The 15,135-nt window shown below is 63.7% G+C and carries 15 protein-coding genes and 1 pseudogene; 8 read left to right on the top strand and 8 right to left on the bottom strand.

Annotation, left to right across the window (positions count from 1 at the left end; genetic code table 11):
• The first annotated feature begins 49 nt into the window (after positions 1-49).
• The gene (locus DXK94_RS10730; protein ID WP_115524969.1) at positions 50-1,141 is read left to right on the top strand and encodes an SDR family oxidoreductase; all 1,092 of its coding nucleotides are present in this window, start codon (positions 50-52) and stop codon (positions 1,139-1,141) included.
• A 24-nt stretch (positions 1,142-1,165) separates the two neighbouring features.
• Here DXK94_RS10730 and DXK94_RS10725 read toward each other — a convergent pair.
• From DXK94_RS10725 to DXK94_RS10695, 7 genes and pseudogenes are all read right to left on the bottom strand, one after another.
• Positions 1,166-2,278: pseudogene (locus tag DXK94_RS10725) on the bottom strand (glutamate--cysteine ligase).
• A 265-nt stretch (positions 2,279-2,543) separates the two neighbouring features.
• On the bottom strand, positions 2,544-3,326 hold the full coding sequence (locus DXK94_RS10720; protein WP_115524968.1) for a DUF2382 domain-containing protein: 783 nt from the start codon (positions 3,324-3,326) through the stop codon (positions 2,544-2,546).
• A 47-nt stretch (positions 3,327-3,373) separates the two neighbouring features.
• Positions 3,374-3,835 (bottom strand): DUF4383 domain-containing protein, encoded by a 462-nt coding sequence (locus DXK94_RS10715; RefSeq protein ID WP_115524967.1) that lies wholly within the window; start codon positions 3,833-3,835, stop codon positions 3,374-3,376.
• Complete coding sequence (locus DXK94_RS21940; RefSeq protein WP_181884802.1) at positions 3,772-4,335, bottom strand: MarR family transcriptional regulator; 564 nt, start codon at positions 4,333-4,335, stop codon at positions 3,772-3,774. Before DXK94_RS21940 ends, DXK94_RS10715 begins: the two co-directional genes overlap by 64 nt.
• A gap of 95 nt (positions 4,336-4,430) precedes the next feature.
• Positions 4,431-5,126, bottom strand: coding sequence for a DUF3618 domain-containing protein (locus DXK94_RS10705; RefSeq protein WP_115524965.1), 696 nt, complete (start codon positions 5,124-5,126; stop codon positions 4,431-4,433).
• Positions 5,123-5,533, bottom strand: coding sequence for a phage holin family protein (locus DXK94_RS10700; protein ID WP_079598257.1), 411 nt, complete (start codon positions 5,531-5,533; stop codon positions 5,123-5,125). Before DXK94_RS10700 ends, DXK94_RS10705 begins: the two co-directional genes overlap by 4 nt.
• 17 nt (positions 5,534-5,550) lie before the next feature.
• Positions 5,551-6,366 carry a hypothetical protein gene (locus tag DXK94_RS10695; protein WP_258868518.1) on the bottom strand — a complete coding sequence of 272 codons (816 nt, stop codon included), beginning with the start codon at positions 6,364-6,366 and terminating at the stop codon, positions 5,551-5,553.
• Between the two features lie 416 nt (positions 6,367-6,782).
• Between DXK94_RS10695 and DXK94_RS10690 the strand changes: the two genes are divergently transcribed.
• Positions 6,783-7,580 carry a GAF domain-containing protein gene (locus DXK94_RS10690; protein ID WP_079598199.1) on the top strand — a complete coding sequence of 266 codons (798 nt, stop codon included), beginning with the start codon at positions 6,783-6,785 and terminating at the stop codon, positions 7,578-7,580.
• A gap of 69 nt (positions 7,581-7,649) precedes the next feature.
• Positions 7,650-8,378, top strand: coding sequence for a GAF and ANTAR domain-containing protein (locus DXK94_RS10685; RefSeq protein ID WP_258868517.1), 729 nt, complete (start codon positions 7,650-7,652; stop codon positions 8,376-8,378).
• Positions 8,379-8,413: 35 nt separating this feature from the next.
• Here the strand turns inward: DXK94_RS10685 and DXK94_RS10680 are convergent, their stop codons facing one another.
• Complete coding sequence (locus DXK94_RS10680; RefSeq protein WP_115524962.1) at positions 8,414-9,463, bottom strand: LacI family DNA-binding transcriptional regulator; 1,050 nt, start codon at positions 9,461-9,463, stop codon at positions 8,414-8,416.
• A gap of 237 nt (positions 9,464-9,700) precedes the next feature.
• Between DXK94_RS10680 and DXK94_RS10675 the strand changes: the two genes are divergently transcribed.
• Genes DXK94_RS10675 through DXK94_RS10655 form a run of 5 tightly spaced genes read left to right on the top strand, consistent with a single transcriptional unit; the run spans position 9,701 to position 15,124 of the window.
• Complete coding sequence (locus DXK94_RS10675; protein ID WP_079598202.1) at positions 9,701-11,029, top strand: extracellular solute-binding protein; 1,329 nt, start codon at positions 9,701-9,703, stop codon at positions 11,027-11,029.
• On the top strand, positions 11,026-11,961 hold the full coding sequence (locus tag DXK94_RS10670) for a carbohydrate ABC transporter permease (RefSeq protein ID WP_115524961.1): 936 nt from the start codon (positions 11,026-11,028) through the stop codon (positions 11,959-11,961). The genes DXK94_RS10675 and DXK94_RS10670 overlap by 4 nt, the downstream gene beginning before the upstream one ends.
• 1 nt (position 11,962) lies before the next feature.
• Positions 11,963-12,868 carry a carbohydrate ABC transporter permease gene (locus DXK94_RS10665; protein ID WP_115524960.1) on the top strand — a complete coding sequence of 302 codons (906 nt, stop codon included), beginning with the start codon at positions 11,963-11,965 and terminating at the stop codon, positions 12,866-12,868.
• 29 nt (positions 12,869-12,897) lie between these two features.
• Positions 12,898-14,091 carry a Gfo/Idh/MocA family protein gene (locus DXK94_RS10660; protein WP_115524959.1) on the top strand — a complete coding sequence of 398 codons (1,194 nt, stop codon included), beginning with the start codon at positions 12,898-12,900 and terminating at the stop codon, positions 14,089-14,091.
• A gap of 28 nt (positions 14,092-14,119) precedes the next feature.
• A complete protein-coding gene (locus tag DXK94_RS10655) occupies positions 14,120-15,124 on the top strand; it encodes a sugar phosphate isomerase/epimerase (RefSeq protein WP_115524958.1) in 1,005 nt (334 codons plus the stop codon).
• Positions 15,125-15,135: the final 11 nt, after the last annotated feature.

Raw genomic sequence — 15,135 nt, 5'->3', positions numbered from 1 at the left:
GGGTCCGGGCTTGTCCCAAGTGGCAGGAGCAGCACATCTGAGGAGGACCATGATTACCGGTACAGAGTCAACATCAGGCGCCCGGCGTACAGCTTTGGTGGTAGGAGCCACGGGCATCGCGGGATCCGCGTTGGTGGACACCCTGACGGGCGAGGGCTGGGACGTCCTTGCCTTGTCCCGCCGGCCCGGAGCGGAGCGCGCCGGGGTTCGGTGGCTTTCGGCGGATCTGACCTCGGCCGCAGCCTTGGCCAATGTGCTTGAGCCGGAGAATCCATCGCACGTTTTTTTCACAGCATGGTCGCGCCGTGCCACCGAGGAGGAGAACATCAGGGTCAACGCCGGCATGGTGCGTGACCTGCTCGCCGCACTCCGCGGCAAAGACGTGAGCCACGTTGCCCTGATGACCGGCCTAAAGCATTATCTCGGACCCTTTGAGGCCTACGCGGCAGGAGAAATGGCCGACACACCTTTCCACGAGGAGGAGCCGCGCCTGCCGGTGGCGAACTTTTACTACGCGCAGGAGGATGAGCTCTGGGCCGCATCGGCCGAGCAGCGGTTCACCTGGTCCGTGCACCGCGCGCACACGGTCATCGGGCATGCGGTGGGCAACGCCATGAACATGGGACTTACGCTCGCCGCCCAGGCCACCCTTTGCAGGGAGAGCGGGGAGCCGTTTGTCTTTCCCGGGTCCGAAACGCAGTGGAACGGCCTGACTGACATGACCGACGCAGGTTTACTCGCAGAGCACATGCTCTGGGCATCCACGACGCCTCAAGCCGCAAACGAGGCCTTCAACATCGTCAACGGTGATGTGTTCCGCTGGCGATGGATGTGGCCGAAACTCGCAGCCTACTTCGGCCTGGAATGGGAGGGGTACCAGGGTGAGCCCCGGCCTCTCGAGCAGTCCATGGCAGGGCGCGAAGACCAGTGGAGGGAACTTGCCCGGCGCCATAACCTCAGCGAGCCGGACCTGGACCGCGTCGCCTCCTGGTGGCACACCGACGGCGACCTGGGCCGCAACATCGAGGTAGTGACGGATATGGGCAAAAGCCGGGACGCCGGGTTCACCGGCTATCGCCGAACACTGGATTCCTTCACCACACTCTTCAACCGGTACCGTGCGGAGACCCTCATCCCCTGATCGGTCGCGCTACCTGCGACCGCGTCAGAGGGTCAACCTGCTGATGTTTGTTGCCGCCCGCAGTGGGGTCACCGGAAGGCAAGTGAAGTGAACGGCCTCGGCGACCACATCGCGTGTGCTGGCGCCACGCCCGTAGGAGTCCCGCTGCACGGCTGCACCGGTCCCCCGGCTCAGGACTTGGAACAGCAGGAATTCGACGGTGTTGAACTCTCCCTGTTCCTCGAGCACCGGCCGGAGGTGGTCCAGAAGCGCCGTTACCACCTCAAAGGCGCCCCGGGGCTTTCCTGTTATCGGGTCTGCCAGCTCACCCTGCAGTCCGTAGCGGCTGGCCCGCCAGGACGCGAGTTGCAGTTGGGTGGCCGAAGTCGGGACTGCACTGACGCCGTCGCGCCACTGCCGTACCGCGGTTTCCGCCAACCCGCGGACCAGGGCTGCCAGCAGGACAGTGTCGTCGGCAAACAGGCACACGTCGGCGACCCGGACCTCTACGGTCGGGTGCTTGTGGCTGAGCCGTGCGTCCAAGTACAGGTTGGCTTTGTCCAAGGGCACGCCGGAGCTGAGGATCTGCCCGATTTCACGGTGGTACGCAGCAGCGGAGCCGTAAATGCCGGCTGCTCCGGTGGTGGGCCACCGGCTCCATGCCTGCCAGCGGTAACTCGCGTAGCCGGAGTCCACTCCGTTCCAATACGGTGAATTGGCGCTGATGGCCAGCAGGACGGGCAGCCAAATCAGGATGCGGTCCAAGATGGCGACGCCTTCTTCTTCGGACTCGATCTCCACGTGCACGTGGCAGCCTCCGGTTAGTTGTTCAACCGCGGTAAGCCCGAACCTTTCCATCAGCTGGCCACATCGTTAACCCGGGGCGATGGTGGACTCGACCGGCAGCGCCGAAGTTGCCAACGCAACCGCCCGCGCTCCTGCCCGCCTGGCCGCAGAGTCGGCGCTCTTCCGCCCGGCGGTAATGTCATCGGCGATTTCGGCGAGGGTGACCCGCGGCAAGGTGCAGGTTTCAATCTGTTCCTGCTTCATTTCGCTGGTTAGGCGGGGAAAATCGCTGAGCTGTTCAAGGACTTCGCCCAGCGGCAGGGGCTTCCCGCTCTCGCCGTCGACAATCAGGAACTCCTCCTCAACACCCATCCTGCGCGTCATCGCAACCCGCCCAGGACGTGAAGATCCCCCGCGTGCACCCACTCAGCTGCTCGGACACCGCCGTTCTTCCGGATAACGTAAGCCACTTAGCTCATCGGCGTAGGTCCGCGGGTTGCATGCTCAACCCGCCCCATTTTCACATACGAAGTGGTCCGGAGGACCCTGGAAAAGACCATGGCCCGCCCCCCAACGGAAAGCGGACCATGGCGGTCTCATCGACGGTCCCGGGTGTTCTCCGGGTGGTTGCCGGCCGTTAGCGGTTGGTACGGGCGTCGTCGTCGAGGTCGATGTTTTCCTTGCGGACCTCTTCGGTGACGGTGTGCTCGTCGGTCACCGTTTCCTTGTCCAGGCGGACGCGTTCGACGGGGACGGCTTCCTTTTCCACCACGGGGCGTTCCTCATGGAGGATGACCTCGTGTTCTTCTTCGCTGATGGCAGGGCCGTCCAGAGCGGCGCCCCTGTTGGCATCGGTGATGGGCTCGCGTTCCAGACGGACCTCTTCGCGCTGGACCGGGACGGTGGTGGTGACGTTCTCGGTGACTACGTACTTGCGCAGCCGCACACGGCCAGCTTCTTCCTTCCGGGTGCCGACGTGCAGTTGCTCCTCAGACCGGGTCATCGCCTCGTCCGTGGTGGGTCCTGAAGTGTCGTGACCCACCGTGCCGCGGCCTACGGCTGCGGCGTCAGCAGTGTTCGCGTCACCGTGACGGCTAAAGCCGTTGGAGAGACCGTAGTAGGTGTAGAGCTCGTCTTCCTCGGCGGGTTCCAGATGCCCGTCAGGGGCGACACGGGGCGCGTCCTTGACCTTGTCCTTGGTGTGGGCGACGACGATGTCGTTGCCGTCCTGCGAAGCGGAGCCCAGCGGGGCGAAGGACTCATGGGTTCCGAAGAGCCCGGTCTTGACCGTGACCCAGGTGGGTTCTGAGGTCTGGTCATCAACGTAGATTTGCCCGATGGATCCGATTTTGGTTCCGTCGGAACCGATGACATTGCCGCCGGCGGTGGTCAGTGCAGAAAGGTTTTCAGTGTTAAGCACGATGTTCTCCTTCTAATGCTGTTGATGAATCCGGCGTGGGGCGCTGGTTAGCGGTGGGTGGAGCCGGTGGTGCGCGTGGTGTTGCGGGAGAGCAGGATGGCCAGGGCGATCATGGCGATGCCGAGGACGAAGTGCAGCCAGTTATCCGCGGTGTTGACCGGGACGAAGTTGGCGGGGGTGTCGTGGCCGATGATGAGGCCGTAAAGCCACAGGATGAGGTAGATGACGCCGCCGTAGAGCAGGTAGCTGCGGGCCTGTGTGTTGGTGCGGGACATCAGGATCCCGGCGACGCCGAAGAGCAGGTGGACGATGTTGTGCAGGATCGAGACCTGGAAGATGCCCAGCAGGAGTGCTTCTGAGCCGTGTCCGGCGAAGGAGAGCGCTTCATAGTTGCTGGTGATGCCCGGAATGAAGCCGAGGACTCCGACCAGCAGGAAGACAGCGCCTACTGCCTGGGCAGCTTTCTGAAGGGTGGTTTTGGGTCCGGTAGTCCGGTTTGTTGTCGCCATATTGTTGCTCCTGTCGTAGTGAGATTTTTGCTTTGCCGACCGCTGTTTGTGTGCCGGGCGGCGGTGTTCCGCTCAGAGTTCCGGAGGCGAAGGATGTGTTGTTCCAGCTGTCGGCGGAACAACACCTCATCAGGTGCTTCCGCTTCGGTGCCCTCACGAATGAGGTTTCCGGCAGCGGAAAGGACGGCCCGGCCTTCCGGGGTGAGGTAGATGTCGGCGCTCCGGCCGTCCCTGCCTGGTTCCTTGGTCAGGAATCCGAGGCTTTGCAGCCGCCGCAGCACCTTGCCCAGGCTCTGCCGGCTCACGCAGAGCATGTCGGCAAGATCCGTCGCCGTGGTTGGTTCCAGTTCCGCCGCTGTCTCGAGTGCGTCCAGTGATCCTGTGGTCAGTCCGAGCCTGGCCAACCGTCGGTTGAGCCGGCGCTCATCAAGTCGGGCCGCAATGCTGACCAGCCTGTGGGTGGCCCATTGCTCCGGAACGGTCCCCGGCTGTGCCTTCATGTGCCGCGGCCCGCCGGCAGCGGGTTGTTGCTGGTCGGGGTCCGGCGGCCTCCCCGCTGGGTCGGGGGGAGGCTTGGGGACCTGGTCCCGGCCGCTCATGTGTTCTGGACGTTGTCCTTGGCATCTGCTGCGCGGTCTTTGACGTCACTCGCAGCGCTTTGGCCCTCGGCTTTGACGTTCTGCATTCCGTCAGCGGCGGTGGCTTTGACGCTTTCCATGGCTTCCTGGGCCGGTGCCTTGAGGTCCTGGACCATGTCCTTGGCCGCGTCGGTAACGTGGGTGGCCAGTGGCTGCGCGGCGGTCTTCAGCTGGTCGGCCGCTTCGCGCTCCTTCTGGCTGGCCGGGATCAGGGACGAGACGAGCATCCCGGCCCCGAACGCGATCAAACCTGCTGCCAGGGGATTTCCCTGGGTTTGGGCCTTGACCTGTGACGGGGCGGCGCTGATAGCGGAACCGGCATCGGAGAGTTTGCTGGCAACGGTGTCCTTTGCCCCGTGCAGGGTGTCGCCGGTGGAGTGCAGGGCGTTACCGGCATGGCCGGTCCCGGAGGAGACCTTGTCCTGAACGGTGGACACCTTGTCTCCAACAGTGGTCGTGGCGGAATCGGCGACTCCCATGACCTTGTCCTTCACCCCCATAACTGCGTCCTTGACGCTGCCCTTCACCTTCTCGGTCTGGCGCTGGACGATGTTGGACGGTGTGACCTTGTCCGCGACCGCGTCCACGTTGGTGCCCAGGCGTGCGCGGGTCTCTTCTATTTCCTGACGAATTGCATCCGGGTTATCGCTCATCGGTTTACCTCACCTGGTTTTAGGGTTGGGGGAATTTCAGACAGTGTCTCGCCGGTCTGGGGCATGCCCTTGATCTGCTTGAGTTCCTTGCGCCCCATCGAGGCCAGGACCGCGGCGATGATGCCCCAGATCACGGCGACGATCACGGCGGCCCAGCCCAGCGGCATCAGGGCGCCCAGGGCGAACATCAGCGCCAGGGACAGGAACAACAGGACGAAGTGTCCGGCCACGCCGGCGCCGCCGAACATGCCCGCGCCCTTCCCGGCCTTGGTGGCGGACTGCTTGGCTTCAGCCTTGGCAAGCTCCACTTCCTGGCGCATCAGGGTGGACAGGTCCCGGGTCACATCACCCAGCAGCTCACCCAGCGACGCGTTATCCGCCTTCTGATGCGCCTCACTCGGCGGCATCTCCGGTATCTGGCTGCTCACAGGTGACGTCCTTCCTTTGACTCGTAGGGGTCATCCTCAAAGCGCAGGGGCGTATCTTCCGCTGTGCCTGAGGGCAGGGCCGAGGTGGATACCGGAGCTCCGCCGGCCACAATGGGCTCTTCGTAAAATTCAGGGGCGCTGCCGGAGGCAAACGCGCTCTCCTGCCGGGCCGGAGCTTCAACCGTCCGAAGGGTTTGCCCTGATGTAAGGGGTCGCTGGCCAGCGGAACCCTGGGATCCCGGGGCTCCTGCCTGCAGGCCGCGGCCGAGCCGGCCCACGAGGATCCCTGCCCCTGCTGCCAGTAGCAGGAAGGTGCCGGGACGGTTGCGGGCGAAGCGCTGGACCTCGCCGAGCAGGTCGCCAGGCTCCTTGTTCTCGATCCACGAAGCCACCGCTTCACTGCGCTGGGCAGCCTGCCGGATCAGGTCACTGGCGATGCCCTGCTGCTCGGGTGCCTCAGCCATGGTCTGCAGCTGGCTGGAAAGGGTGCGGATACCCTCCGCAGCCTTGTGCTGCTGGGTGCCTGCCTGGCCGGACAGACCCGATTTCGCCTGGGACAGCAGATCCTTGGCGTTGGATTTTGCCTCAGAGGCGACATGGGCGGCCTCTTCCTTCGCCGTCTGGGCAACACCCTGCGCGGCGCTGGTGGCATGCCCGGCGACATTGGAAGCTTCTTCCTTCGCGACCTGCTTTTTGGATCCGGGGGCGCCTTCGGACGCCGGGGTAACGGAAGGGGTAGTTCCGACGGTCATAATCTCGGTGTCCTGCGAGGACGACCCCGAAACGTTGGTCCACTGATTTTCTGTCATCATGCTCTCTTTCCGTCACGTCAGCTGCTGTCGATGCATCAGCACTGACGTAATAGTAAGCATGATTACTATTAAATAGTAAGTAGCCTTTCTACTTGTTGGTGGGATGGCATGCGTCGTACTGGGAGCGACACTCGCCAAGGCGTCCGGCCGCCCCCGCTTTCGTGGCATGGACGTGAAGCGGTCTGACTGTTCGAACTGAAAGGACGCCGGTGCCGGGTGAAACCAACAAGCTGCAACGTCATCTCATCCGGCACGGCGGCGCCACGGCGTCCGCCGAAGGCATACTGGCCCTCACCCAAGACGTCACCGAGCGGCGCCCTGCTTCCTTAAGGTAATAAGTACACTTATCACTATGGCTTCTTGCACTACGAAACGCTGGGGTAGCCAGAAGCACTGCCAGATTGGAGGTGGAAGGGATGGATGAAGCGGCGAAGCGGCGGCTGGAACTTGCAGCACTGGTCGTCGACGGTTTGCAACCGCAGGTTCTTTGGCCCTCCTATTTCGGCCAAGCCCCGTGTTCTGAGTTCGAGTTGCGCGCCTACCTTCATGGCGTCCTTGCCCTTCCCGACTTTGAACACGGCCACGGCACTGACCCGAAGGGGAAGGAGGTCACGGCAAGGCGGCCTCCCCCACAGTCCATTCCGCGCGGATCCGGTCAACCGGATGGCGTGGTGAAAAGGTCTGATGAAGATCTCTTGGCTGCGTTGGGAGCGGCGGGCAGGTTCCTTCTTACCCCTGAACGGGCAGAGGAGGAACGGTTGGCATCGTTGCGGGAAACTGACCTCCTCCACACAGGTGCGGAGGAAACTTTTGATCGGGTAGTAAATGCTGCCCGAGAGTACTTCGGCGTAGGTGCTGCCTCACTGTCACTGATCGCGAAGGACGCCCAGTTCTTCAAGTCCGCTGTCGGCCCTCTCCGGGAGGAAACCCCACGTCAAATCGCACTGTGCACAGAGACAGTTAAGCGGGACTCAATGCTGGTCATAAACGACACGCTGACTGATGAGCAATTCGCTTCGAATCCACTCGTCGTCGGGGACCCTTACATCCGTTTCTATGCCGGCTATCCCCTGCACGGTCCGCGTGGGTGGAACATTGGGACTTTGTGCGTCATCGACCAGAAACCCAGGACGTTCACTGCATCTGACGAGCTGGTACTTCGGTCCCTCGCAGCCATCGCCCAGAACGACATTGACGCACGGACGTTGCGGTGATGAGGTCGTACCCGGGACGGCGCCGGGGATTGTCCATGACACAGCTCCCGTTTACGTTAAGGCATGCCCATGACCCCTGAACAACGGCCGCCCATGATGGAGCTTCAGAACCTCCTGATCAGTGCTGAAAGCGTTGAGGCCTTTTTCTGTGGCCTGTCGGGTGTCGCCGCCGCCACGTTGACTGGACGGACCCGGAGCACCATTGACTGCGGCATCACATTCCAGGAGGGAAGCCGCCGCGTTACCGTCGCCGGCAGCAGCCCGCGCGCTGTCCGTCTGGACCAAATTGAGCAGCGCCTGGGCCAGGGACCCTGCGTAGAAGCCCTGCGAACCCTTGCCCCGGTGCTCCTGGAAGATGTCGAGAGTGACCCTCGCTGGCCGTCCTATCAGCAGGAACTCGCTTCCCAGAACTGCCGAAGCGTTCTCGGCATGCCCCTAGACATCGGCAGAGACTCCACTGCCGCACTCAATTTCTTTGCCTCCGGCCGGGTCTTCGATGACCAGACGATCAAAGAAACCGCTGCCTTCGCAGGCGCAGCCTCACAAGCTATCCGCCTCGTGCTGAAAATCAACGACGCCCAAAACACCGTAGGAGAGCTGAGGTCAGCCCTGGAAGGCCAGACACCCGTGAGCATCGCTTGCGGGATACTCATGGCCCAGAACCGTTGCAGCCAGAACGAGGCCATGACCATCCTGACAAACGCGTCGAAGGCCAGCGATAAAAGGCTGCAGGACCTCGCCAAAGAAATCGTCACCCACCTCTCCGGAGAAACCCCCGCTACCTTCTTCCAAAGTTGAAGCCCCTCAGCGAAAGAAGCAGCATCGGCGGAAACTCATCCCTTTGCAGCGCCCGCGGGAGGAGCGGTGGAGTCCCGGACAATCAGGTGCGTGGCAAGTTCGACGCGGTGGGAGTCCAGGACTTCCCCGCGCGCCTGGCGCAGCAGTGACCGAAGTGCCGCCCGGCCCATCTCCTCCAGCGGCTGGGCCACGGAGCTGAGTGACGGCACCGATTCCTCACCCTGCCTTGTCCCGTCGAAACCGATGAGGCTGATGTCCTCGGGAACCCTGACCCCTCGTCGGCCCGCTTCACTGAGGACACCCAGTGCGATGGCATCGCTTCCGGCGAAGATGGCCGTGGGCCGCTGGTCCAGCTGGAGCAGTGCCTGGAGTCCGGCAACGCCACTCTCGCGGCGGAACCTGCCACCGGGCACGATGTACTGGGGATCCACCGTGACGCCCCGGGCCATCAGGGCGGCCAGATAGCCGTGCAGCCGGGCCTGGTTGCATTCGGCCTTTTCTATCCCGCCGATGTAGGCGATCCGCCGGTGCCCCAGGTCAAGCAGATGTTCCGTCGCGGCCTTGCCGCCGGCCCAGTTGGTTGCCCCGACGCTCACCACATCCGCTGAGGGCGGGTTGAGCGGGTCAATGACAACGACGGGAATCTTGCGTCGGCGGAACGCCTGCAGTTGGGCCTCGCTGAAAGCGGACGTCACCACGATCATTCCCGCCCGGCCTTCGTCCAGCATGCGCTGCGCGCGGCGCTCAGGGCTGCGCAGGTTCGAGGGTGACGGGCCGGTGACGCTGACCATGATCTCGACGTCGGCAGCGGCGGCAAACTGCAGGATTCCGTTGAGGACCTCGATCATGTAGGCGGAGTCCAGGACGTCGATGACCACCTCGACAACAGTGCTGGCCTCCCCGGACGAGCGGCGCTGCACCGGGGACTGGTACCCTGCCTGCTCGAGAGCCGCCAGGACGCGGGCACGGGTCTCCGGCGCCACGTCGTCGCGGCCGTTCACCACCTTCGAAACGGTTGGCGCCGAGACGCCGGCCTGCAGCGCGACCATGGCAAGCGTCGGCTTGGCCTGCTCTGTAATCTTCATCGATCTCACGCTTCGCAACCTTTCGAAATTTTCGTGAGCTTCATTCTGCAGAAGCAGCAACGCAACGGTCAAGGGAAGCCGTGTCCTTGTGCCAAAAATTTCGACCCCGACCTCTTGACCTCCAGCAGACAGCCACTTTAGTTTAGAGCGTGACCTAAATCACCCTTTCGAAATGTTTCGAACTGGTCAGGCAGAGACCCGCACCTTGCAAAGAAGCAAACCCCAGATGGAGAAGCAATGAAGCAGCCCCAGACGTCCCGCCGCTCTTTCCTCGCCCTTGCCGCCCTCACTCCCTTCGCTGTCGCAGCGACCACTGCCTGCGGCACTTCCGGACCGGGCGCCTCCAGCGCCGGCGGGGGCGCCAGCATGTGGTACCTGTCCGGCGAGCCGAACCAAACCACCATGCAGAAGGCCGTGGACGCCTTCAATTCGGCGAACCCCGACAACAAGATCGAAGTAACCTACTTCCAGAACGACGCCTACAAGACCAAGATCAAGACCGCCATCGGCGCCGGCCAGGCCCCCACCATCATCTACGGCTGGGGTGGCGGCACCCTGAAGACGTACGCCGAGGCCAACCAGGTGGACGACCTGACCGGCTGGTTTGACGAGAACAAGGACCTGAAAGAGAAGTTCTTCCCCGCGTCCTTCGGTGCAGCCACCGTCAACGGCAAGATCTACGCGCTTCCCAACCAGTACGTGGCCCCGATCGTCCTGTTCTACAACAAGGAACTGTTCGAAAAGGCCGGCGTGCAGCCGCCAAAGACCTGGGATGACATCATGTCGCTGGTCAAGACCTTCAATGGCATGGGTGTGGCACCCTTCTCACTGGGCGGACAGTCGCGCTGGACCTCCATGATGTGGCTGGAATACCTGCTGGACCGCATCGGCGGCCCCGGCGTCTTCACCGCGATCTTCGAAGGCAAGCCCAACGCCTGGCTGGACCCCGCCGTAATCGAAACGGGCACCAAAATCCAGGAACTCGTGACTGCGGAAGGCTTCATCAAGGGCTTCTCATCGATCACTGCAGACTCCAACGCGGACCAGGCACTGCTCTTCACGGGCAAGGCTGCCATGATGCTGCATGGGTCGTGGACCTACGGCGCCATGAAGAAGGGCGGCCAGAATTTCGTCCAGGACGGAAAGCTGGGCTTCGTCCAGTTCCCCACTGTTGCCGGCGGCAAGGGCGACCCCAAGAACGGCGTCGGGAACCCTGCCCAGTACATGTCGATCTCCTCGAAGGCGACAGAGGAGGAAAAGGAGTCGGCGAAGAAGTTCTTCAAGGACGGCATCCTGACCGAGACGGTCATCGACACCTACATCAACTCCGGATCCGTTCCCATCGTCAACGGCATCGAGGACAAGCTCAACACCTCTCCGGACAAGGACTTCCTGAACTTCGTGTACGACATGGCCAAGAACGCTCCCAGCTTCCAGCAGTCCTGGGACCAGGCCCTGAGCCCCACTGCCGCCGAGGCCCTGCTGAACAACATCGACCAGCTGTTCCTGAAGTCGATCACGCCGCAGCAGTTCGCCGAGAACATGAATGCCACCCTCGGAAAATGAGTAACGCCGTCTCCACCGCTCCCACCACTGCCGCGGCCAGGACCGAGTCGGAGCAGACCGGGAAGCGCCGCGCCGCCCTCGCGTGGCTGACGCTGCCTGCGTTGTTCTTCTTCCTGGTCTTCGCCGTCGTGCCGCTGGCCGGCGTCTTCATTCTGAGCTTCACCAGCTGGGACGGCATCGGCGCCATCGGGGCGGCGGGCCTGGGCAACTGGTTCTCGGTACTTGCCGACCCCGGGCTGTACAACGCCCTGGGGCTGACCTTCCTGATCATGATCGCCTCCTGGCTCGTCCAGACCCCGATCAGCCTCCTGCTGGGTGTCTTCACTGCAGGAAGCCAGCGCTACCGGGCCGCCCTGGCAGTGCTGTACTTCCTGCCCCTGCTGCTCTCGTCGGCTGCAGTGGCCATCGCCTTCAAGGCCCTGCTGGATCCGAACTTCGGCCTGGCAACCGGCCTGGGACTGCCCTTCCTTGCCCAGGACTGGCTGGGTGTCCCGCATCTGGCCCTGGGCCTGGCCATCTTTGTGATCGCCTGGCAGTTCGTGCCGTTCCATACGCTCATCTACCAGGGCGGCGTGCGGCAGATCCCCAAATCACTCTACGAAGCGGCCGAGATCGACGGGGCCGGAACCATCAAGCAGTTCTTCCACATCACGCTCCCCCAGCTGAAGTACACCATCATCACCTCGTCCACCCTGATGGTGGTGGGGTCGCTGACGTACTTCGACCTGATCTTCGTCCTTACCGGCGGCGGCCCCGGTAACTCCACCCGGATCCTGGCGCTGGACATGTACCTGCGGGGCTTCCGGGCCAATCTGATGGGCCCGGCAAGCGTCATCGCCGTCATTCTCGTCCTCATCGGCCTTGCACTTGCCTTGTTCCTCCAGCGCCTTGGGGGCAAGGACAAGCAGGGCAGCCAATTGGAAGGCCTGTAGCGTGAGTACCGTCCTGAGTAACAGCATGGAGGAGGCCCGGGTCGGCTCCCCCGCCAATATCGCCGCCGCGAAGCGGGGGTTCGGTTCCCGGCTGAGGCAGTTCAACGTCCCGGCCGGCCTCGGCGGCTGGATCTGGCTCGCCATCATCATCATCCCGGTGTACTACGTGGTCATCACCAGTCTGAAGACGCAGGAAGGCTACTTCGGGCAGAATCCGCTGGCACTTCCCGCATCACCAACCCTGGAAAACTACCAGCTGGTCCTGGAAGCCGACTTCGCCACGTACTTCATGAACAGCTCCATCGTTACGATCGGTTCGGTGGTTCCGGCGGTGCTGGTTTCATTTATGGCCTCGTTCGCCATCGTCAGGGGCAGCGGCAGGTTCCTCAAACTGGTCAACGGCCTGTTCCTTATGGGACTGGCCATCCCGCTCCAGGCCACGATCATCCCGATCTACCTGATGATCATCCGCCTCAACCTGTACGACAGCCTGCTGGCGCTGATGCTGCCGTCCGTGGCCTTTGCCATCCCGCTGACGGTGCTGATTTTGTCCAACTTCATCCGCGACGTGCCGAACGAGTTGTTCGAGTCGATGCGCCTGGACGGCTGCAGCGAGTGGCAGATCATGTGGCGGCTGGCCCTCCCGCTGACCCGTCCCGCCATCGTGACCGTCGCAATCTACAACGGCCTGCACGTCTGGAACGGATTCCTGCTTCCGCTGGTCCTGACCCAGAGCCCGGAGCTGCGCGTCCTGCCCCTCGGGCTGTGGACGTTCCAGGGCGAGTACAGCGTCAACATTCCGGCTGTTCTGGCTTCGGTGGTGCTCAGCACGCTGCCCATCCTCGTGCTCTACGTTGTGGGCCGCCGCCAGCTGCTCAGCGGCCTCACCGCCGGCTTCAGCAAGTAGGACCACGTTCTTCACGAAAGGAAACGCACATGACCACCGCAAAACCCCTGCGGGTCGGCATGGTGGGCTACGCCTTTATGGGTGCAGCACACTCCCACGCCTGGCGAACGGCCCCACGGTTCTTCGACCTGCCGCTGCAGCCGGAGCTCACCGCGGTTGCCGGCCGGAACGCCGAGGGCGTCCGCGCCGCCGCGGACAAGCTGGGCTGGGAATCCGTTGAAACGGATTGGCGCCGCCTGATCGAGCGGGACGACATCGACCTCATCGACATCTGCACGCCGGGCAACACCCACGCCGAAATTGCCATCGCCGCCCTTGAAGCCGGCAAGCATGTGCTGTGTGAAAAGCCGCTGGCGAACTCAGTGGAGGAGGCCGAGCGGATGACCCTTGCGGCGGAGACGGCCGCCAAGCAGGGCATCATGTCAATGTGCGGCTTCAGCTACCGCCGTACGCCCGCCCTGGCCCTCGCCAAGCGGTTCGTGGAACAAGGCCGGCTGGGCGACATCCGGCACGTCCGGGCACAGTATCTGCAGGACTGGCTCTCCGATGCCAACGCCCCCATGACGTGGCGGCTGGACAAGAGCAAGTCCGGGTCCGGCTCCCTGGGCGACATTGGAGCACACAGCATCGATGCGGCCCAGTGGGTCACTGGCCACACCATCAGCGGTGTGTCTGCACTGCTCGCAACGTTTGTCACCGAGCGGCCGCTGGCCGGTGACCTGGTGGGCCTCGGCGGCCACGGGGACGCCGGCAGCGACGCGCCCCGGGGAGCGGTCGCCGTGGATGACGCAGCGATTTTCAGTGCAAAGTTCGACGGCGGCGCTGGCGCCACGGGCACGATCGGCGTCTTCGAAGCCACGCGTTACGCGCTGGGCCGGAAGAACGCCATGCGCCTGGAAGTCAACGGCACCAAAGGTTCCCTGGCCTTCGACTTCGAGGACATGAACGTCCTGTCCTTCTACGACGCGGCCGAATCCCCGGACGCCGGCTTCCGCAGGATCTTCGTCACGGAGCCCGAGCACCCGTACGTCGGCAACTGGTGGCCCACAGGCCACGGCCTGGGCTACGAACACGGCTTCACCCACCAGGTGGTGGACCTGGTGACGGCGATCGGCGAGCGCCGCCAGCCCGAACCATCGTTTGCCGACGCCCTGCAGGTCCAGCGGGTGCTCGCGGCCGTGGAAGCCAGCGCCGCCAACTCCAGCCAATGGCAAAAGGTTTAGGCATATGACGACAGGACAAGGAACGGCCATGACACGACCCATCACGCTTTTTACCGGCCAGTGGGCCGACCTGCCCTTTGAGGAGGTGGCCCGGCTCGCCGGCGAGTGGGGCTTCGACGGGCTCGAGATCGCCTGCTGGGGCGACCATCTGGACCCGCGCCGCGCCGCCGAGGACGACAACTACCTCCAGGGCCGGCTGGACATCCTGGAGAAGAACCACCTGAAAGTCTTCGCCATTGCCAACCACCTCACCGGCCAGGCCGTGTGCGACGACCCCATCGACGAACGCCACCAGGGCATCCTGTCCGCTGGGATCTGGGGCGACGGCGATCCTGAAGGAGTGCGCCGCCGCGCTGCCGAGTCGATGAAGGACACTGCCCGCGCAGCCGCGCGCCTCGGCGTCAGGACCGTTACAGGTTTTACCGGTTCCTCCATCTGGAAGGCCGTCGCCATGTTCCCGCCCGCCTCCGAGGCAATGATCGACGCCGGCTACCAGGACTTCGCCGACCGCTGGAACCCCATCCTGGACGTCTTCGAGGAGGAGGGTGTCCGCTTCGCACTGGAGGTCCACCCCTCCGAAATCGCCTACGACTACTGGACCGCCAAGCGCACCCTGGAAGCCATCGGGCACCGCAGGAGCTTCGGACTGAACTTCGATCCGTCCCACTTCATCTGGCAGGACCTGGACCCGGTGATGTTCCTGCAGGACTTCGCCGAACACATCCTGCACGTCCATGTGAAGGAATCGGTCCGGCAGCTTGATGGCCGCAACGGCCGCCTGGGCTCCCACCTGGCGTGGGCGGACCCGCGGCGCGGCTGGGACTTTGTCACGGCCGGCCACGGCGACGTCCAGTGGAACCGGATCTTCAGGACCTTGAACGCCATCGGCTACGACGGCCCCACCAGCATCGAATGGGAGGACGCCGGAATGGACAGGCTCATCGGTGCACCGCAGGCGCTGGCCATGGTCCAGGAACTCGCCCGGATTGCCCCGCCCGCAGCGGCCTTCGACGCCGCGTTCGCCAGCCGCTGACCCGAACCTCC

It is taken from the genome of Arthrobacter sp. RT-1 (assembly GCF_003367205.1).
GTDB lineage: Bacteria > Actinomycetota > Actinomycetes > Actinomycetales > Micrococcaceae > Arthrobacter.
This window is presented reverse-complemented; position numbering and strand designations above follow the sequence as displayed.